The 19,771-nt window shown below is 73.9% G+C and carries 16 protein-coding genes; 11 read left to right on the top strand and 5 right to left on the bottom strand.

What is annotated here, in order from left to right; genetic code table 11:
* Positions 1–4 precede the first annotated feature (4 nt).
* From ACIBR0_RS10010 to ACIBR0_RS09970, 9 genes are all read left to right on the top strand, one after another.
* Positions 5–1,435: an aldehyde dehydrogenase family protein gene (locus ACIBR0_RS10010; RefSeq protein ID WP_396714052.1), complete on the top strand. Its 1,431-nt coding sequence runs from the start codon at positions 5–7 to the stop codon at positions 1,433–1,435.
* Positions 1,428–2,252, top strand: coding sequence for an aldehyde dehydrogenase family protein (locus tag ACIBR0_RS10005; protein ID WP_396714050.1), 825 nt, complete (start codon positions 1,428–1,430; stop codon positions 2,250–2,252). Before ACIBR0_RS10010 ends, ACIBR0_RS10005 begins: the two co-directional genes overlap by 8 nt.
* Before the next feature lie 151 nt (positions 2,253–2,403).
* Positions 2,404–2,835 carry a BlaI/MecI/CopY family transcriptional regulator gene (locus ACIBR0_RS10000; protein WP_396714048.1) on the top strand — a complete coding sequence of 144 codons (432 nt, stop codon included), beginning with the start codon at positions 2,404–2,406 and terminating at the stop codon, positions 2,833–2,835.
* Between the two features lie 10 nt (positions 2,836–2,845).
* Positions 2,846–3,751, top strand: coding sequence for a M48 family metalloprotease (locus tag ACIBR0_RS09995; protein ID WP_396714046.1), 906 nt, complete (start codon positions 2,846–2,848; stop codon positions 3,749–3,751).
* A 196-nt stretch (positions 3,752–3,947) separates the two neighbouring features.
* Entirely contained in the window at positions 3,948–5,201 is a 1,254-nt protein-coding gene (locus tag ACIBR0_RS09990) for a cytochrome ubiquinol oxidase subunit I (RefSeq protein WP_396714044.1), read from the top strand.
* A 10-nt stretch (positions 5,202–5,211) separates the two neighbouring features.
* Positions 5,212–6,219: a cytochrome d ubiquinol oxidase subunit II gene (locus ACIBR0_RS09985; RefSeq protein ID WP_396714042.1), complete on the top strand. Its 1,008-nt coding sequence runs from the start codon at positions 5,212–5,214 to the stop codon at positions 6,217–6,219.
* Positions 6,216–7,889, top strand: a complete 1,674-nt coding sequence (cydD, locus tag ACIBR0_RS09980) for a thiol reductant ABC exporter subunit CydD (RefSeq protein ID WP_396714040.1) — start codon at positions 6,216–6,218, stop codon at positions 7,887–7,889. The genes ACIBR0_RS09985 and cydD overlap by 4 nt, the downstream gene beginning before the upstream one ends.
* Positions 7,886–9,652 carry a thiol reductant ABC exporter subunit CydC gene (gene cydC, locus ACIBR0_RS09975; protein WP_396714038.1) on the top strand — a complete coding sequence of 589 codons (1,767 nt, stop codon included), beginning with the start codon at positions 7,886–7,888 and terminating at the stop codon, positions 9,650–9,652. The genes cydD and cydC overlap by 4 nt, the downstream gene beginning before the upstream one ends.
* Positions 9,653–9,783: 131 nt before the next feature.
* Positions 9,784–10,479: a permease prefix domain 1-containing protein gene (locus ACIBR0_RS09970; protein WP_396714036.1), complete on the top strand. Its 696-nt coding sequence runs from the start codon at positions 9,784–9,786 to the stop codon at positions 10,477–10,479.
* A gap of 8 nt (positions 10,480–10,487) precedes the next feature.
* On the opposite strand, the gene ACIBR0_RS09965 is transcribed toward ACIBR0_RS09970, so the two are convergent.
* Entirely contained in the window at positions 10,488–10,829 is a 342-nt protein-coding gene (locus ACIBR0_RS09965) for a helix-turn-helix transcriptional regulator (protein WP_357039876.1), read from the bottom strand.
* A 118-nt stretch (positions 10,830–10,947) separates the two neighbouring features.
* Here ACIBR0_RS09965 and ACIBR0_RS09960 point away from each other — a divergent pair, with 118 nt between their 5' ends.
* On the top strand, positions 10,948–11,883 hold the full coding sequence (locus ACIBR0_RS09960) for a DNA primase (RefSeq protein WP_396714034.1): 936 nt from the start codon (positions 10,948–10,950) through the stop codon (positions 11,881–11,883).
* Between the two features lie 39 nt (positions 11,884–11,922).
* Positions 11,923–14,319 (top strand): transposase, encoded by a 2,397-nt coding sequence (locus ACIBR0_RS09955; RefSeq protein WP_396714032.1) that lies wholly within the window; start codon positions 11,923–11,925, stop codon positions 14,317–14,319.
* 223 nt (positions 14,320–14,542) lie between these two features.
* Here ACIBR0_RS09955 and ACIBR0_RS09950 read toward each other — a convergent pair whose 3' ends face one another.
* The 4 genes from ACIBR0_RS09950 to ACIBR0_RS09935 form a co-directional block, all read right to left on the bottom strand.
* Complete coding sequence (locus ACIBR0_RS09950; RefSeq protein ID WP_396714030.1) at positions 14,543–15,136, bottom strand: GTP-binding protein; 594 nt, start codon at positions 15,134–15,136, stop codon at positions 14,543–14,545.
* A 1-nt stretch (position 15,137) separates the two neighbouring features.
* Entirely contained in the window at positions 15,138–15,515 is a 378-nt protein-coding gene (locus ACIBR0_RS09945) for a DUF742 domain-containing protein (RefSeq protein WP_357040254.1), read from the bottom strand.
* 101 nt (positions 15,516–15,616) lie between these two features.
* Entirely contained in the window at positions 15,617–16,021 is a 405-nt protein-coding gene (locus tag ACIBR0_RS09940; RefSeq protein WP_120730092.1) for a roadblock/LC7 domain-containing protein, read from the bottom strand.
* Positions 16,018–19,599 carry a nitrate- and nitrite sensing domain-containing protein gene (locus ACIBR0_RS09935; RefSeq protein WP_396714028.1) on the bottom strand — a complete coding sequence of 1,194 codons (3,582 nt, stop codon included), beginning with the start codon at positions 19,597–19,599 and terminating at the stop codon, positions 16,018–16,020. The genes ACIBR0_RS09940 and ACIBR0_RS09935 overlap by 4 nt, the downstream gene beginning before the upstream one ends.
* Positions 19,600–19,771: the final 172 nt, after the last annotated feature.

Raw genomic sequence — 19,771 nt, 5'->3', positions numbered from 1 at the left:
AGTGATGTTCGAATACGCGCCCGCCCCCGAGTCCCGCTCGGTGGTGGATCTCAAGCCCTCCTACGGACTGTTCATCGACGGGCAGTTCGTCGACCCGACCGACGGCGGCTCCTTCAAGTCGGTCAACCCCGCCTCCGAGGAGGTCCTGGCCGAGATCGCCGAGGGCGGCGGCCAGGACGTCGACCGCGCGGTCCGCGCGGCCCGTCAGGCGTACGAGACGGTGTGGGGCCCGATGGCGGGCCGGGACCGGGCCAAGTACCTGTTCCGGATCGCCCGGATCATCCAGGAGCGCTCCCGCGAGCTGGCCGTGCTGGAGTCCCTGGACAACGGCAAGCCGATCAGGGAGTCCCGCGACGTCGACCTGCCGCTGGTCGCCGCGCACTTCTTCTACTACGCCGGCTGGGCGGACAAGCTGGAGCACGCCGGCTTCGGTGCGAACCCGCGCCCGATCGGTGTGGCCGCGCAGGTCATCCCGTGGAACTTCCCGCTGCTGATGCTGGCCTGGAAGATCGCCCCGGCGCTCGCCGCCGGCAACACGGTGGTGCTCAAGCCCGCCGAGACCACCCCGCTGACCGCGCTGCTCTTCGCCGAGATCTGCCAGCAGGCCGACCTGCCGGCCGGCGTGGTCAACATCGTCACCGGCGCCGGCGACACCGGCCGCGCGCTGGTCGAGCACCCGGGCGTGGACAAGGTCGCCTTCACCGGCTCCACCGAGGTCGGCCGGGCCATCGCCCGCTCGGTCGCCGGCACCCGCAAGAAGCTCACCCTGGAGCTGGGCGGCAAGGCCGCCAACATCGTCTTCGACGACGCCCCGATCGACCAGGCCGTCGAGGGCATCGTCAACGGCATCTTCTTCAACCAGGGCCACGTCTGCTGCGCCGGCTCCCGGCTGCTGATCCAGGAGTCGGTCGCCGACCGGGTGCTGGAGTCGCTCAAGCGCCGGATGGCGCAGCTGCGCGTCGGCGACCCGCTGGACAAGAACACCGACATCGGCGCGATCAACTCGGCCGCCCAGCTGGAGCGGATCCGCGAGCTGTCCGACGCCGGGTCCGCCGAGGGCGCCGAGCGCTGGTCGCCACCGTGCGAGCTGCCCGAGCGCGGGTTCTGGTTCGCGCCGACCATCTTCACCGGGGTGACGCAGGCCCACCGCATCGCCCGCGAGGAGATCTTCGGCCCGGTGCTGTCCGTGCTGACCTTCCGCACCCCGGCCGAGGCCGTGGAGAAGGCCAACAACACGCCGTACGGGTTGTCGGCCGGCATCTGGACCGACAAGGGCTCCCGGATCCTGTGGACGGCCGACCGGCTCCGCGCCGGGGTGGTCTGGGCCAACACGTTCAACAAGTTCGACCCCACCTCGCCGTTCGGCGGCTACAAGGAGTCGGGCTACGGTCGCGAGGGCGGCCGGCACGGGCTGGAGGGTTACCTCAATGTCTGAGCGCGTCGCGGTACGCAAGACGTACAAGCTCTTCATCGGCGGGAAGTTCCCGCGCAGCGAGTCGGGACGGTCGTATCTCGTGCAGGACGCGAATGTCTCCCTGGCCTCCCGCAAGGACGCGCGGGACGCCGTCGTCGCCGCCCGGGCCGCCGTGAAGGGGTGGGCCGGGGCGACCGCGTACAACCGGGGTCAGATCCTCTACCGGGTGGCCGAGATGCTGGAGGGCCGCCGCGCGCAGTTCGTGGCCCTGGGCGCGCCCGCCGACGAGGTCGACGCGGCGATCGACCGCTGGGTCTGGTACGCGGGCTGGTCGGACAAGCTCGCGCAGGTGTACGGCGGCGCGAACCCGGTCGCCGGCCCGTACTTCAACCTGTCCGCGCCCGAGCCGACCGGCGTGGTGGCCGCGGTGGCCCCGGAGTCCCCGGCGCTGCTCGGCCTGGTCAGCGTGATCGCCCCGGCGATCGTCACCGGCAACACGGTGGTCGTGGCGGCCTCGCCGTCGGCGCCGCTGGCGGCGGTCACCCTGGCCGAGGTGCTGGCCACCTCCGACCTGCCCGGCGGGGTGGTCAACATCCTGACCGGTCACCTGCGGGAGACGGTGCCGACGCTGGCCGCGCACATGGACGTCAACGCGATCGACCTGTCCGGGGTGACCGACGCCGAACTGGCGGCGGACCTGGAGGTGAAGGCCGCGGAGAACCTCAAGCGGGTGCTCCGGCCGGCCCCGGCCGACCACGACTGGACCGCCGACCCGGGGATCACCCGCATGACGACCCTCCTGGAGACGAAGACCGTCTGGCACCCCAAGGGCGTGTGACCCCGCCGCCCACCCCAAGATCCGCACAATGTCACGGAAAGAGTGGTCATCCGGCGCCCGGAGGCCGCTCTTTCCGTGAAAGAGCACCCTGGCGAAGGCAGGCAGGGTTCCCCGGGACGGGTTCTCTACTACGAGGGGTAGGATTGACGGCGTGACTCGGTTGGGCGATCTTGAGCGTGCGGTGATGGACGTGCTGTGGGACTCGGTCCCGGGCACGTCGGACGGTGTCACCGTGCGGGAGGTCGCGGACGCCCTGGACGGGCGGGAGCTGGCGTACACCACCGTCATGACGGTGCTGGACCGGCTCGCCGGCAAGGGCATGGTCCAGCGCGAACGCGAGGGCCGCGCGTGGCGGTACCGGGCGGCGGCCAGCCGCGAGGCGTACATCGCCCAGCTCATGCTCGACGCGCTCGACCTCGGCGGCAGCCGGGACGCGGCGCTCGTCCGCTTCGCCCGGTCGGTGACCGGGACCGAGGCGGACGTGCTCCGCGCGGCACTCGGCGCCGAGGCGGGGTTGACCGACCGGGTCGAGGACCCGCACGGCGGCCGGGTCCGGCGCACCGACGAGGCAGTGGACCGGTAGGGCGGCGGCCATGGCCTTCGCGGTGCACTTCGGCGTCACGATGTTGGCCTGCTGGCTGGTCGCCCAGGTGCTGGCCCGGTCCACCTGGACCTGGCGTGCCCCGCGGGTGGCGATCGTCTGCTGGCAGGCGGTCGGGCTGGCGCTCGGCCTGTCCGCGATGGGGCTGCCCATGGCGCTGGGGCTGGCCGCGTACGACCGGCCGACCGGGAGCGCCCTGGTGGCCCTCGCCACCGACCTGGGCCACGGCACCCTCCCCGTCGGGGTGGGCGCCGCGCACCTCGGGCTGGTCGGCGTCGGCTTCGGCATCGGCGCGGTGCTGCTGACCACGACCGTCCGCAGCATCCACTCCGCCGTCCGGGCCCAGCGCCGGCATCGCGACCTGCTCAGCCTGGTCGCCCGGCAGGACCCCACGGTCCCCGGCGCGCTGGTGCTCGACCACCCGAGCGCGGCGGCGTACTGCCTGCCGGGCGTGAAGCCACGGGTGGTGGTCAGCGCGGGGACCCTCGACCTGCTGGACCGCGCCGAACTGGACGCCGTGCTCACCCACGAGCGGGCACACGCGCAGGAGCGTCACGACCTGGTACTGCTGCCCTTCACGGCGCTCTGCCGGGCCCTTCCCTGGTTCCGCTGGGTGCGTGAGGCGCACGAGCGGGTGGCGCTGCTGGTGGAGATGCGGGCCGACGACAAGGCGCGCGAGGTGCACGCCGAGGCCCCCCTGGCCGGGGCGCTGCGCCGGTTCGCCGCCGCCGGCAACCGGATCACTCCGGCCGGCGCGCTCGGCATGGGCGACCGGGACCTGGACGTCCGGGTGCAGCGGCTCCTGGTCGCCGACCGCCCGCCGCGCCTGCTCGGCGCCGCCGCGCTCGCGGTGACGGGCACCCTGGTCGCCCTCCCCATCTCGCTCTTCCTGAGCTGAGCCACCGGCCGCGGCCCCAACGGGCGCGTCGCCGCGCCCGCGCTCCGCATGATCACGCTCGATCCCTGACGTAGTGGCCTCCCGCAGCGAGGGAGGCCACTACTTCCGTGTTCGGGGGCGATCTTGCGCATGGCATACGTAGGTAAGCTACGTGTAGGCTGGCTACGACAAGCGAGCCAACTTCTGGAGAGCGGTCATGGACACCCTGCTCCTCGCGCGCCTGCAGTTCGCCACCACGACCTCGATCCACTTCCTGTTCGTGGTCGTCACCCTCGGCCTGGTGACCCTGCTGGTGGGCCTGCACACCACCTGGTTCCTCACCCGCGACCAGAAGTGGGAGCGCCTGACCCGCTTCTGGGGCCAGCTCTACGTGATCAACTACGTGCTCGGCATCGCCACCGGCATCGTCATGGAGTTCCAGTTCGGACTGAACTGGAGCGGCCTCTCGCGCTACGTGGGCAACGTCTTCGGGGCGCCGCTGGCCATCGAGACCCTGGTCGCCTTCTTCCTGGAGTCGACGTTCCTCGGCATGTGGATCTTCGGATGGCATCGGCTCCGCCCCGTCGTCCACGTCGCCCTGCTCTGGGGCGTCGCCATCACCGCGTACGCGTCGGCGTTCTGGATCATGGTGGCCAACGCCTGGTTGCAGAACCCGGTCGGGTACGAGGTCCGGGACGGGATCGCACACCTCACCGACTTCTCCGCGCTGGTCACCAACCCGACCTTCGGCATGGCCTTCGGGCACGTGGTCGCGGCCTCCCTGCTGGTCGGCGGGATGCTGATGGCCGCGGTCAGCTCCTGGCACCTGATCCGCCGCACGCCGGACCACGCGCTGTTCCGCACCTCGCTGCGGATCGGCCTGGTCACCGCCGCCCTCGCGATCACCGCGGTGCAGGGCTTCGGCTTCGCCCAGTTCGGCCCGGTCGGTGAGGTCCAGCCCACCAAGTTCGGCGGCACGCCCGCCGCCGACGCGCTGGTCGCCGAGTGGACCGCCCGCTTCGGCCCGGGCAACTACGAACCACCGGTGCTGTCCAGCGTCGGCCTCGGCTTCATGATCCTGATCGGCTTCGGTCTGGGCCTGCTGTGGCTGCTGCTCCCGCTGCTCTGGCGGGACTGGATCGTCCGGTTGCGCTTCCCGCTCTGGCTGCTCCTGCTGGCCCTGCCCCTGCCGTTCGTCGCGGTGATCCTCGGCTGGATCGCCCGCGAGGTCGGCCGTCAGCCCTGGGTGGCCTACGGGCTGCTCCCCACCGAGCGGGCGGTCAGCGGCGTCGACCCCGGGGTGATGCTCGCCTCCCTCATCGGCTTCACGCTGCTGCTCGGCACCCTCGCGGTCACCAACTGGGTGCTGCTCGCCAAACACGCCGCCCGCGGCGCCGACGATCCCGCTCTCGGCCGTCGACCCGACGACCAGCCCGCCGACCCCCGCCCCGAACCCGCCCTCGCCGGATAGGACACGCACCGTGGAACTCGCCTGGTACGCCCTGCTCGGGGCCTTCTTCGCCGCGTACCTCGTGCTCGGCGGTTACGACTACGGCGTCGGCCTGCTGCTGGCCCGGCGGACCACCCCCGCCGCCCGGCGCGCCACCCTGAACGCGGTCGGCCCGTTCTTCCTCGGCAACGAGGTCTGGCTGGTCGCGGCCGTCGGCATCCTCTTCGGAGCCTTCCCGACGCTGGAGGGGGAACTGCTCTCCGGCCTCTACCCGGCGGTCGTCGGCGCGCTGGTCGGGGTGATCCTGGTGACCGCCGGGGTGCAGTTGCGCAGCCGGCCGTCCGGTGCGGGTGCCCAGGCCGCCTGGGACCGGGTCGTCGTGGTGGGCAGCCTGCTCGCCGCGACCGGCTGGGGCTTCGTGCTCGCCGGGCTGCTCCAGGGCGTACCGCTGGACGCCGACGGCCACGTCTCCGGGGTGACCCACCTCTTCACCCCGTTCGCGGCCGCCGCCGGGCTCGCCGTGGTCGCGCTGGTCGCCGCGCACGGTGCGACGTTCCTCACCCTCCGCCTGCCGGACCCCGACGCCGGCGCGGCCGGGCGGCTGGCCCGCCGGCTGATCCCGGTGGCGCTCGCCGCGGTCGGCGCGGCCACCGCGCTGGGCCTGCTCTCCGAGGGCGTACGCGCTGCCGCGCAGCGGCCGGCGGTCGGCGTACTCCTGCTGGTGGCGCTGGTCGCGGCGCTGCTGGGCGCCCGGGTGGCCCTCGCCCGACGGCGGCCGGGCCTCGCCTTCGCCGCCACCTCGGCGGCGCTGGCGCTGCCGGTGGTGCTCGTCGGGGCGACCCTCTGGCCCTACGCGCTGGTGTCCACCGTCGATCCCGCCGCCTCCCTGACCGTGGCCGACGCGGCGGCCAGCGAGCCCACCCTGCGGCTGCTGGGCTGGCTGACGGTGCCACTCGTTCCGGCCCTACTAGGCTTCCAGGCGATGTGCTGGTGGGTTTTCCGGGGACGGACCGACGGCAGGGCACCGGTGTACTGGTGAACCGCCGTCCCTTCGACCCGCGTCTGCTGCGCCGGGTCCCCGCGGCCCGGCGCGACCTCGCCGTGCTCGCGGTCCTCGGCGTGCTCGCCGCCGGACTGGTCGTGGCGCAGGCCACCGCACTGGCCGCGCTGCTCGCCACCGCGTTCGACGGCCGGCTGGACCGGCCGGCACTGGCCGGGTTCGTGGCGGCGGTGGCCGCCCGGTCGCTGCTGGTGTGGGCGCAGGGCACGGTGTCGGCGCGGGTCGCGGCGACCGTCAAGGCGGCGCTGCGGGTGCAGTTGCTCGACGCGGTCGGACGGCACGGGCCGGGCTGGGTCGCCGGGCAGCGGGCCGGCCAGCTCGCCACCCTCGCCGGGCGCGGGCTGGACGCGCTGGACGCCTACTTCACCGGCTACCTGCCGCAACTCGTGCTCAGCGTGACCGTGCCGGTGGCGGTGCTGGCCCGGATCTTCGTCGCCGACTGGAGCTCGGCGCTGATCATCGCGGCCACCCTGCCGCTCATCCCGATCTTCGGCGCGCTGCTCGGCTGGCAGGCGCAGGCCGCCACGGAACGCCAATGGCGGCGGCTCTCCCTGCTCGGCGGGCACTTCCTCGACATGATCGCCGGGCTGCCCACGCTGCGGACGTTCGGCCGCGCCCGCGCCCAGACGGACGTGGTCCGCCGGATGGCCGACGGGCACCGCCGGGCCACCATGAAGACCCTGCGGATCGCGTTCCTGTCGGCGCTGGTGCTGGAGCTGGTCGCCACCCTGTCGGTGGCGCTGGTCGCGGTGCCGGTGGGCATCCGGCTGCTCTCCGGCGGGCTCACCCTCTCCACCGCGCTGCTGGTGCTGCTGCTCACCCCGGAGGCGTACCTGCCGCTCCGCACCGCCGGCAGCCGCTTCCACGCCAGCATGGAGGGCCTCACCGCACTCAACGACGCCTTCGAGGTCATCGAGGGCGCGCCCGCCGCCGTCGGCCGGGGCAGCCGTCCGGTGCCGGACGGGCGGGGCGAGATCCGGTTCGAGTCGGTCACCGTCGCGTACGAGCGGACGACCGCCCTCCGCGACGTCACGCTGACCATCCGGCCGGGCGAGCGGATCGCCGTGGTGGGCCCGAGCGGCGCCGGCAAGAGCACCCTGATCAACCTGCTGCTCGGCTTCGTGACGCCGACCGCCGGCCGCGTCACCGTGGACGGGCTCGACCTCGCCGACGCCGACCCGGACGGCTGGCGTCGGCAGGTCGCCTGGGTGCCGCAGCGGGCCCACCTCTTCGCGGCCACGCTGGCCGACAACATCCGTCTCGGCGCCGGCGACACACCGGACGACGCGCTGGCCGGCGCGGTCGGAGACGCCGCGCTGGACGAGGTGGTCGCCGGCCTGCCCGAGGGGCTCGCCACCGTCCTCGGCGAGCGCGGCCACGGCCTGTCCAGCGGCCAGCGGCAGCGGGTCGCCCTGGCCCGCGCGTTCCTGCGGGACGCGCCGGTGGTGCTGCTCGACGAACCGACCGCCCGACTGGACAGCGCCTCGGAGGCGGTCGTGCTGGAGGCCACCCGCCGGCTGGTCGCCGGCCGCACCGCGCTGCTGGTGGCACACCGGCCCGCGCTGCTCGCCGACGCCGACCGCGTCCTGCGGGTGGACGACGGCCGGGTCACCGAACTCACCCCGACCCCGGCCGGGGAGGCCCGATGACCGGCCGGACCCCTGCGCCGGAACGCACGGTGCTGCGGCTCGCGAGGCCCTACCTGAACCGGCTGGTCGGCGCGGGGCTGCTGGCCGCCGCCACCGAGTTCGCCGCACTGGCGCTGATGGCCACCGCCACCTGGTTGTTGATGAGCGCCGCCGGACGCCCTCCGCTGGACCGGCTCACCGTCGCGATCGTGGCGGTCCGGGCGCTGGCGATCGGGCGGGGCGTGCTGCGCTACACCGAACGGCTGGCTGGTCACGACGCCGTGCTGCGGCTGGTGACCGACGTCCGGACCCGGGTCTTCGCCACGCTCGCCGCACGGCGCGACAGCCTCGGCCAGCGCTCGGGCGACGCGCTGAGCCGGCTCGTCTCCGACGTGGAGGCGGTCCAGGACCTGCTGCTGCGGGTGCTCGTACCGGCCTCGGGGGCCGTGCTGGTCAGCCTCGTCGCGATCGGCGGTGCCGCCCTGATCTCACCGGCGGCCGCCGCCGCGCTCGCCGTCGGGCTGCTGGTCGCGGGGGTGGCGCTGCCCGCCCTCGCCACCGCGCTGACCCGGCGTGCCGCCGCCGAGCTGGCACCGCTGCGGGGTGCGCTGGCCACCGACGCGGTCGACCTCACCCACGGTGCCGCCGACCTCGCCGCGTTCGGTGCCACCGGAGACGCGCTACGGGCCGCCGAGGGCCGTGCCCGGCGCCTCGCCCGGCTGGAACGCCGTCTCGCCGCCGCCGGCTTCGCGGTGGACGCGACCGGCGTGCTGGTGGCCGGACTGACCGCCGGCGCGGTGGTGCTGACCGCCCTGTCCGCCGGGGTGGACGGGGTGCTGGTCGGTGTCCTGGCGGTCGGCACCCTCGCCGCCGTGGAGATCGCCCTGGCACTGGTCGGGGCCGCCCGGCAGTGGACCGGCCTGCGCGCCGGCCTGACCCGGGTCGCCGCCCTGCTGACGACGACTACGGCACCCGGGACCGACACCGGACCCGGCCCCGTCGCCGGGGTGCCGCTGGACGAGCCGCACCACGTCCGGTTCGAGGACGTCACCGTCCGGTACCGGACCGGCGCCGCACCCGCCCTGGACGCCTTCAGCCTCGACCTGCCGCCGGGCCGGCGGGTCGCCGTGGTCGGGCCGAGCGGCGCCGGCAAGAGCACCCTGGCGGCCGTGCTGACCGGCGCGGTGCGACCGGAGGGCGGCCGGGTCGTGCTGGACGGTCGGGACCTGTCGACGTACCCGGCCGAGGAACTGCCCCGCGCCGTCGGCGGTCTGCTCGCCGAGGCGTACGTCTTCCACGCCACGGTCCGGGAGAACCTGCTGCTCGGGCGGTCCGGCGCGGGCGAGGACGACCTGGCGGCGGCGACCGCCGCCGCCGGCCTGCTGGACTGGGTACGCGAGCAGCCCGAGGGCTGGGAGACCGTGGTCGGCGAGCAGGGCGGACAGCTCTCCGGCGGCCAACGGCAACGGCTGGCCCTGGCCCGGGCGCTCCTCGCCGCGCCACCGGTGCTGGTGCTCGACGAGCCGACCGAGGGCCTCGACCCGGCGGCGGCCGACGCGGTCCTCGCCACGGCCCTCGCCGCCACCCCGGTCGACCACTCCGTTCTGCTGATCAGCCACCGGCTGCACGGGCTCGACGGGCTGGACGAGATCGTGGTGCTCGACGCCGGCCGGGTGGTGCAGCGGGGCCGGCACGCCGACCTGGTGACCACCCCCGGCTGGTACCGGGACCAGTGGCAGCTCCAGGAGGCCGCCGAGCGCGGCTACCTCGCCCTGGGCACGTAAGGAAGGGCCCCTTCTTAACGCCTCCGGTAGAGGAAGGGTCCCTTCTTAACGCCGTCGGGGGGGCACACGTCGGGGTCCGGCCAGGGTTGTCCCGGACGTCGGCGGGTCGCGTCCCGTGACAGGGTGGGGTCATGCGGGGCGGGGACGACGTACTGGTGGAGGAGCGCCTGCGGGCGCTGGCGGAGCGGCTGCACGGACCGCGGCGGTTGAAGGCCGACCTGTTGACCGAGGCCCGGCACGGGCTGCTGGACGCCGTCGAGGCGTACCGGGAGGGTGGTCTCTCGACCGCGGAGGCCCACCGCCGCGCGGTGGCCGAGTTCGGCACACCCGGCGAGCTGGCCCGGGCCTACCAGACGGAACTGGCGGCCGGGGCCCTGCGTGGGCTGTCGCTGCGGGTCCTGGCGGTGGCGGTGACCCTGACCGTCGCGGGCGACCTCACCTGGCGGGGGTCGAGCTGGAGCGAGGGTCCCCGGCCGCCGGCGGGCTACCAGTTGCTCTCGTCGTCGATCAACTGGATCTGGCTGGCCGCCGCCGTGCTCGCCGCTGTCGGGATGCTGCTGGCCGGGCGTCGCGCGACACCCGGCGGCCAGGTGCTCGACGCGGTGGTGGGCGCCGGCCTGACCGGCGTGCTCGCCGTCGGGGTGGTCACCGGAGCGGCGCTCCTCGGCTGGTCGTTCGGGATGTGGGACGCCGCGCTGACCTGGCCGCCGTTGCTGATCGGCACGGTGCTGATCGGCGCCGGCCACCTCTGGCTGGGTCGGGCCGCGAGCTGCTGGATCCGCGCCGTCCGGCCGGTACGCGCCGACGGCGCCCGGCTCGCCGTCTGAGGGCGGGCTCAGGCGGGTGCGGTGGACGCCGACCCGGTGTCGAGGAAGCGGCCGACGGTGCTGCTGAACTCCTGCCACCCGGAGCGCTCCCCCGCGAGCGCCCGCCGGCCCTCGTCGGTGAGCTGGTACGTCCGCCGTTCCCGGCCGTTGACCGTGCTCCACGTGCTGGCGACGTGCCCGGCCCGCTCCAGCCGGCGCAGGGCCGGGTAGACGGTGCCGGTGGGCAGGTCGAGCTGACCGTCACTGCGGATGCGCAGCGCGTCGATGACGGCGTAGCCGTGCAGGGGGCCCTGCTCCAGCACGGCGAGCAGCAGCGCGTCGAGGTGTCCGTGCAGCGCCTGGGCCTTCATACGTAGCAAGACTACTTGTCATCCGGAGGGTCCGCCACCGGGGTGCGGGGTCCGCACCTTCAGGATCGCCCACTAGGGTATGTGCCCGTAGTCACTCGTCGGCGGCGGAGACCGGCGGGTGGGCAACCCGAAGCACACGGAGGTCAGCGTGGCCCGTCAGTCGTCCCCACGGCCCGACGCCGACGAGCCCGAGCTCGACGACGCCAGCGGTCCGGCCGAGTCCGACACCGGAACCGCGTCGGCCGAGGCCGCGCGCGCGCTCTGGGACGAGCTGCGCATCGATCCGGTGGAGATCGCCCTGCCGTCCGGCACCGGCTACACGTTGCGGGCGTACCGGCCGGCGCGGGAGCTGACCCCGACCGACGTCACCGAGCGCGACCAGGACGACCCGTTCCTGGCCCGCCGCCAGGTGGTCGAGGCCGAGGACGCCGACGACGAGGCCGTGGTCATCCTCGACGAGGACGTGGCACAGGAGTTCGCCGAGAGCAACGAGGAAGAGGCGAAGGCCCGCCGCGGGGACAGCGCCGACGACGAGGACTCCGACGTCGCCGAGGAGGACGCGGGTGACGAGGAGGTGCCCGTCTTCCTGAGCCACCGGGGTCGCCTGCTGCTCTTCAAGACGCCCGAGTCGCTGGTCAGTTTCGTCCGTTCCGGCGCGCCGAACGACCTCTCCCAACTGGACAGCTGGAATGAATTGTCCGAACGGGTGGAACCGGCCGACATCGCTCCGCTGGACGAGGACATCTACGAACTCGACCTGGTCGTGGAAAACCTGCGCGGCGGTCACGACACCTGGGATTCCACCCTGCTCGTCGAGGCCGGCGAGGTGGCCCGCGACGTGGCGTACGCATTGCGCCTGCCCGCGGTGCTGGACATGCTCTCCGCCGGCTCCAGCCTCGACGACCTGGACGAGGCACTGCGCGCGACGATGGGCGGCGGCATCGGCGGATTCCTCGGCCGGCGACGGCTCAAGAAAATCGGGGCACAAACCGCAAGTTTGGGTTGGCGCACCATTGTCGGCAAGATCTCTGCTGTCGTGGACTGGCGCGACTGACCGCTACCAGGGAGCATCAGTCTCTGGCAGAAAAGACCTGTGTCCCGGGAGGAGGACGACGCCGTGGCGCTCGTGCGCGTGTACTGCGGTCTGGCCTCGGCGGACCCGGCCGACCGACCGGCTTCGGCCGGTTCGAGGCTGACGTCCGCTGTGGTCGACGACGCAGGCCGTCTGCTGCATGTCCGCGAGATCGGTGACGACCCCGCCGGCTACGCCCGGCTGGTCGCGCTGCTCGTGGAGCGCTCGGGCGGGCCGAGCGGTGCCGCGATCGCCGCCGACAGCGACGACCACACCGTCACCTCGCTGCTCAGCGCCGCCGGTCGTCCCCTCGCGATCGCCGACGACGACTCCGTCGACGACTTCGCCGAACGGTTCGCCGACGACGACTCCCTTGAGGAGATGCAGTCCCCGGCGGTCGAGCGCCGGGCCGTCGGCCTCGCCCGCGCCCTCCAGGCGGGCGCCCTCTCCGCGGTGACCCTGCCCGCGCCCCGCGACCTGGCCGGCTACAAGCAGGTGCTGGCCGCCCACGCCGCCCTGGCCACCGGCCGGCACTCCGCCGCCGTCGCGCTCCGCGAGGTGCTCCGCGAGCTCTACCCGGCCGCGCTGCGCGCGTATCCGGACCCGGCCGAACCCGTCTCGCTGGCCGTCCTGGACGCCCTTCCCGAGCCCGGCATGCTCGGCGGCACCTCCGCACATGGTCGCGACGGATCCGTGGCCGCCGACGCCGTCTCGGCGCACCTGGCCACGGAGGGCGTCGGGAACGCGGACGAGATCGACGCGGCGGTGACCGCGCTGCGGGTCGCCATCTCCGAGACTCCCCGACGCGCCGCCGTCAACCGCTCGCTGACCGCCGCCGTGGCCGAGACCGTACGCCAGGCGGTCGCCTCCGTTCGGGCCTGCGACGCGGGCTGCGACGCCCTGGTCGGAGCGCTCGCCGACCGGGTGGGTGGTCCGACGGCGCTTCCCGGTCGCCGGGCCGCCGCCCGTCGTGGCGAACCGGTGGCCGAGCTGACCACCGCGCCGCCGGCCCCGGGTGGTCTCCGGGCGGTCCGCCCCACCGAGGCCGAGCCGGCACCCCGGTCCCGATCGGTCCGCCCGACCGAGACCGAGCCGGTTCCCTCCGGCGGTCGCCGCAGCCGCCCCGAGCCGGTCTCCGGCAGCACACCGCCGGCGGTGCCCCGGCCCCTCGGCCCGCCGCCGGTCGCGCCGGCCCCGGTGGCCCCACCGCCCGTGGCGCCCGCACCGCTGACCCCTGCGGCGATGGCCGGTCCTCCGGTCTCCGCGCCGCCGTCACGCCCCGAGGCGATGCCCAGCCGGATCGACGGCCCGACCAACCGTCCGGTCTCGTCGCCGCCGCCCCCGCCGCCCGGCATCACGCCGATCCCACCGGCGCAGCGCGGCAGCGTGCCTCCCGCCGAGGCGGGCGAGCCGTTCCGTCCCACCCTGACCACCGCGGCCATCAACAGCGCGCGCGCCGAGCGGCAGCGCACCGTGATCCCGCCCCGGCCCAAGGTCACCAGCGAGCCGCCCGCCCCGACCGGCGGGTTCCGCGCCACCGACCTCAGCGTGCCGTTGCCCACCCCCCGGCCCGACCAGGATTCGGCCGCGCCCGGGTCCCGGGCCAACTGGCCCCTGGTCAACAACCTTGAGGACCCGGCCGACAGCTCGGCCCGGAACCCGGTCGTCGGCTCGTACGGCGGGCGGGGCGTGGACGCCCCGACCGACCCCGGTGCCGAGCGCCGGGTCACGCCGCCGTGGCTCGCGGACGACCTGCCCCCGGAGCCGCCGATGCTGCGCCTGGTGGAGCCGCCGCCGCCGCTGGCGGACCGCGCGCTCCGGAACGGGCTGGCCGCGTCGTCCGACCCGCACCTGGACACTCCTCCGCTGCGGCTCGTCGACCGCGAGGACGCCGCCCGCAACGGTCGGCCGGCTCCCCGTACCGAGCGGCTCGTGGAGCACCGTCCGGCTCCGCCGGTCGAGCACCGACCGCCGCCGGTCTCTGACGAGGGCGACGGTGACCTGCTGATCTTCGCGCAGGCGAAGTCCGCCTGGTTCGTCGGGCACGGCGACGAGAGCGACCTGGAGTGGTCGTCCACGGCCGACTCGGGCTGGCAGGCGGCCGAGAAGGTCGCCCGTCCGGAGGTCGGGGCGGAGACGACCGCCGGCCTGCCGAAGCGGGTTCCGCAGGCCAACCTCGTGCCGGGGTCCCCGCTGCGCGAGGAGCGTCCCCTGCGGATCGTCCGGGACGCGGCCAGCCTCGCCGAGAACACCACCGGCTACTTCCGCGGTTGGCGCCGTGGGCAGGAGATCGGCGGGTTCGCGGTGGGTGGTCGTCCGGGCCGGGAGTCGGCGGGCGGGTGGGACTTCACCCGCGACACCGGCGACCGGGACGACGACCGTGAGTACGAGTACCGCTCCGCCGGCTACCGCTCCTGAACTGCGCCGATCTGTTCCCGGTCGCGGCCTGCTGGCCGCGACCGGCGAGGAGCGGATGGTGGTGCGAGCCGTCTGACCCGACCGCGACGTCGACGTCGACGTCGACGGGCCGCTTCGGGACCGAGCGTCATGCCCGGCACCGTGCTGCCCGGACCGGTACCCGGACAGCAGAACGCGCCCGGTGACGGCCACAGGGCCATCACCGGGCGCGGTGCGTCGTCGGTCAGGCCGGGGCGACGGCGCGGGTGCGCCGCATCGTCAGCACGTACTCGACGAGCGAGATCAGTACGTGCTTGGTCGACTCCCGGTTCCGGGCGTCGCAGGCCACCACCGGTACGTCGTGGGAGATCGCGAGCGCGTCCCGGACGTCCTGCGGATCGTGGTACTGCATCCCGTCGAAGCAGTTGATGGCCACCAGGTACGGCAGCCGCCGGTGCTCGAAGAAGTCGATCGCCGCGAAGCAGTCGGCCAGTCGGCGGGTGTCCACCAGCACGACGGCCCCGATCGCGCCGCGCACCAGTTCGTCCCACATGAACCAGAACCGCGTCTGACCCGGCGTACCGAACAGGTACAGGATCAGGTCCCGGTCGATCGAGATACGACCGAAGTCCATGGCGACCGTGGTCGTCGTCTTGCCCGGCACCTGCCGGGTGTCGTCGACGCCCACGCCGGCGGAGGTCATGATGGCCTCCGTGGTCAGCGGCGTGATCTCCGAGACCGAGCCGACCAGCGTCGTCTTGCCGACGCGGAAACCACCGGCGATAACGATCTTCGCCGACGTCACTCGCCCGCTCGGGGTCGGCGGCCGGTGCGACATGTCAGAGCCTGCGAAGTCCACTCAGCACCCTCTCCAGCAGTTCAGTGCCCACCGCGTCGTCAGAGTCGTCCAGGATGGTCGGCTCGTGGACCGCGACCAGGCCGTCCGTCGCCATGTCGGCGATGAGCACCCGGGCCACACCGAGCGGAAGCTGCATCCGCGCCGCGATCTCGGCAAGCGACTGCACACGTCCGTCACACAGCGCGGCGATGTACTGGTGTTCGCGGCCTCCCCCACTGCCGTTGGCAGCAGTGGCTCGGCCGCGCACCGTCGTCTCGACGAGCGCCTCCAGCGCGATGTCGAGTCGTGGGCGGGTACGACCGCGGGTCACGGCGTATGGACGGACCAACGCTCCGGTCGGTTCGTCACGATCGACCATGTCGCCGCTCACCTCCTTCGTACCCGGCACCGGCTTCCGCCGGTGGCACCCTGTGTTGTTCTCGTTCCGGTCGTTCCGCCGACCCAGCGGTCAGCAGGACGTCAGCCCAGCATCCCCGCGGCCGCGCGCGGCTGCGGGGTCAGGGCGTCGCCGACCCGGTCGACGAGCAGCGCCATCTCGTAGCCGACCTGCCCCACGTCGCAGCTGCGGGCGGCGAGCACGGCGAACGACGAGCCGTCCGAGATGGACATCAGGAACAGGAAGCCGTTGTCCATCTCCACCACCGTCTGCAGCACCGCTCCACCCTCGAAGCAGCGTGCCGCACCCTGGGTGAGGCTGACCAGACCGGACGCGATGGCGGCCAGCTGGTCGGCCCGGTCACGCGGGAGGTCCCGCGAGGACGCGAGGAGCAGGCCGTCCGCCGAGACGGCGACCGCGTGGGCGACACCCGGTACCCGGTCGGCGAAGTTGGCCAGCAGCCAGCCGAGATCCTGCGTACTTGTCATCGTTCTTGCTCCTTCTGCCCGCTCCCGGCCACCGGGCCTGAGCCAGACTGCGAGGATTGCTGCCCTCCCGGAGTCTCCTCCGGGCTGGTCGGGTTGCCGTCCGAGGGGTTGGTCGTCCGGCCACGCTGGACACCACGGTGGTAGGCGGAGAGCAGGCCGCGGACCGACTCCGGCGTACGGCGCTGCACCGAGGGGGTGGGCTTCTCCACCGCGCCCGGCACCAGCTGGGCCATCGGGGTGCGCTTCGGCAGACCCGTGGGGGTGGTGGCTTCCACCGGCACGTCGCTGGCCTTGGAGGCAGCGCGCCAGCCGTCGTCGGCGGCGGTCTGCCAGCCGCTGGTGGTCTGTGGGGTTCGGCGGGGGAAGCTGTCGGCGGCACCGGGGCGGGCGCCTCCGTTCGCCGTCACGCCGGTCTCGCGCGGCGTGCCTCCGGCTGTCGGGGTGTCTGCCATCGGTGCGTTACCTGTCGTCCCGGGTGGTGTCTGCTGCACGGCACGGCCAGCGGTGTCGACCTTGGCGAACTGCTGGGTCGCGGCACCGTTGTTCGCCGGGGTGGCGGCACCGGCCGCCTCCTCCGGACCGGGCCGGCGGGTACGGAACCAGGCCGACTCCAGCTCCCGGAAGATCGGCAGCTCCATCGTCTCGTCCGCGTACCGCTGCCGGCTCTGGGCCTGCTGCGGCGTCGTCGGCCGGTTCGGGGCCGGCGGGGTCGCCGGTGCGGGCGTCGGCCGGACGGCCGGCGCGGCCGGTGCCGGGGTGGCCGCTGCCGGCGGTGTGGCCGGCGACTCCGTGCCGGGCCGGGTGACGCGCGGCAGCTCGGTGGTCATGTCCAGGGCGGCGGCGAGGCGCTCGGGCACCGCCGGGGTGACGGTCTCCCGGTTCGCCCCGGCGACCGGGGGCCAGGCCGGCGGCGCGGCCGCGGCCGGCGTGGACGTCGGGGTCACCGGGCGCTGCGGCAGCGACGTGGCCGGCGGCGCGGAGTACGGCTGGCCGGAGACCGGCTGACCGGAGACTGGCGTCGCCGAGACCGGCGAGGCGGAGACCGGCATGCCGGAGACCGGCGGGCTGGACACCGGCGGTCCCGCGTACGCCGACGGCGGCGACGACACCGGCGGCGCCGAGTAGGGGCGGGCCTCGGGGCTGCTGGGCAGCTGCCGGGGGATGGTCGGCTGCTGCCCGGTGGTGCCCGGGTCACCGTCACCGGCGGCGCGCCGCTGCGGCAGCGGGTCGATCGGCTGGCCGTTGGCGCTGCGCGGTGCGTAGCCGTCGCCGTTGGCCGGACGCGGGCCGAAGGCGTCGCCGTTGGCCGGATGCGTCGGGAAGGCCCCGCCGTCGGGGGTGCCGTTGCGAGTGCTCGCGCCGGTCAGGTCGGACCAGGCCGGCATCGACCGGGCCGGGCCGGTGGGGGATCCCGAGCCGTTCCGGTGGGCCGGGTCGAACGGTCGGCCGCCCAGGGTGACCTGGTTGCCGGACTCGCCGGACCGGGGGGCCGGGGCGACGGGGCCGTTGCCGAGCGCGGGCAGCGCGCCGAACACCGGCGCCGGGCCGGACGACTGCGGTGCGGGCAACGCCGGCATGTGCTGACCGCGGCCGGTGAGCGCCCTGGGCACCAGCACCGAGGTGGGCATGGTGACCTCGGCGACGGTGCCGCGGTCGGCGCCGGGTCGCAGCTCCACCCTGACGCCGTGCCGGGACGCCAGACGGGCGACCACGACCAGACCCATCATCCGGGAGACGGCCACGTCCACCTGTGGCGGCGTGGCGAGCCGCTCGTTGAGGTCGGTGAGCTGATCGGCGCTGATACCGATGCCCCGGTCCTCGACGTAGAGCGACGCGCGGTCGCCGATGCGGCGGGCCTCCACCATGACCTGCGAGTCCGGCGGGGAGAACGCGGTGGCGTTGTCGAACAGCTCGGCGACGAGGTGGACCATGTCGTTGACGGCGTGGGCGGCGACCTCGATGTCCCGGTCGATGATCCCGAACTCGATCCGGGTGTAGTGCTCGACCTCGGACTGGGCGGCGCGGAGCACGTCGATCAGCGCGGCCGGCTCCCGCTGCACGCGGGTGGAGTCGGCACCGGCGAGCACCAGCAGGTTCTCGTCGTTACGGCGCATCCGGGTGGCCAGGTGGTCGAGCTGGAACAGCTCGGCCAGCCGGTCCGGGTCCTCCTCGCCGCGCTCGAGCCGGTCCAGGTGGCCGATGAGCCGGTCGACCAGGATCTGCGACCGGCGGGCCAGGTTGACGAACATGGTGGCGACGGAGGCGCGCAGCGCGGCCTGCTCGGCGGCGGTACGCACGGCCTCCAGGTGGACCGCGTTGAACGCCTCGGTCACCTGCCCGAACTCGTCCTTGCTGCGCACCGGCAGCGGCTCGGCGATCTGGTTGGCGAGCTGCACCGGGGTGAGCTGACCGGTGACCTGCGGGTCACGCAGCCGCGCCACCGCCTGGGGCAGGCCGTACTGGGCGATCGAGAGGGCGCCCTGCCGAAGATCGCGCAGCGAGCGGGCCATCGAGCGGGCCACCAGGTACGCGAAGAGGATGGCGAGCAGCAGCATGATCAGCAGCAGGCCGGTCTCCAGGAACACCTGGCGCTGCACGTCCGAGCGGAGGTCGTCGGCGAGCCGGACGGCGTCGTTGTCGAGGCCCGCCTCCACCTTCCGCATCAGGTCGGCCTCGGCAACCATCGCGTTGTCCCACTGGTTGGCGTTGAAGCCCGCCTGGTTCAGGTTGGCGGCGCTCGACAGGCCCTTCAGGTTGCTCTTGTAGCCGGCGGCCTCCCGCAGGTCGGCGCCCGCGACCGTCTGCTGGTAGCGCTCCTGGTCGGAACGATCGGCGACGCTGCCGAAGGTCTCCAGCCACTGCCGCTGAGCGGTGAACGTCGAGATGTAGAGGTCGCGCAGGTTGGGCGTGAGCTGGCGCTGGATCAGCGAGATGTGCACCACGTAGCGTTCCTGGGAGTGGTACTCCTTGTGGCGGGCCAGGGCAGTCGCGGCGCGCATCTGCTCGCTCAGCTCGATGTCCCCGGCGAGCTGCGTGGCGGAGTCGCGCACGTTGAGCAGATTGGCGATCACGTCGTCGTACTGCTGGTACACCTGGGCGGTGTTGAGCCGGTAGTTGAGGACCTGGCTCCGGATGCCCGGCAGGTCGGTCAGCGACCGGTCGATGTAGCGCAGGTCGTTCTCGAGGGCGGTCGGCAGGTCCTCGACCTCGGCGCGCTGCCGCGAGTACGGGGTCTTCGCCGCCTCGACGCGGGCGGTGGCCTGCTCGAACGCGGTGCGGGAGGTCCCGGAGGAGTCCTTCGTGCCCACCAGCCGGATCGCGTTGGTCCGCTCGTCCTGGAGGGTGTCGACCAGCTCACCCGAGTAGCCGACGAGGTTGGCGAGGTCGCCGGCCCGGTTGGCGTTGTTGAGCGTCTGCAGGTGGTCGACGAGACCGCTCGTACCCACGACGACCGTGGCGATGGTCGGCACGATCATGATGAGACCGAGCTTGGACCAGATCGGCATGTCGCGGAGCCGGCCGGCCGGCCGGCGCAGACGCGACAGGAAGGAGCCTGCCGTCTTTGGCCGTTTGCTCACGTCACCGCCCTCGTGATTTCAGCGTCGCGTTACCCCAGGGCAACGCCCAGCGGCCGACCCGGCGGGTCGGACCATCCGAGATTCCATCACGCCTCCTCGGAAAGAGAAAGCCCAGGTTGGCCGTCGATCTGGGTGTGATGAGATGTTGATGCGATTTGATAGCAGTCCGTCT

It is taken from the genome of Micromonospora sp. NPDC049497, from assembly GCF_044465805.1.
In the GTDB taxonomy this organism is placed as follows: domain Bacteria; phylum Actinomycetota; class Actinomycetes; order Mycobacteriales; family Micromonosporaceae; genus Micromonospora.
This window is presented reverse-complemented; position numbering and strand designations above follow the sequence as displayed.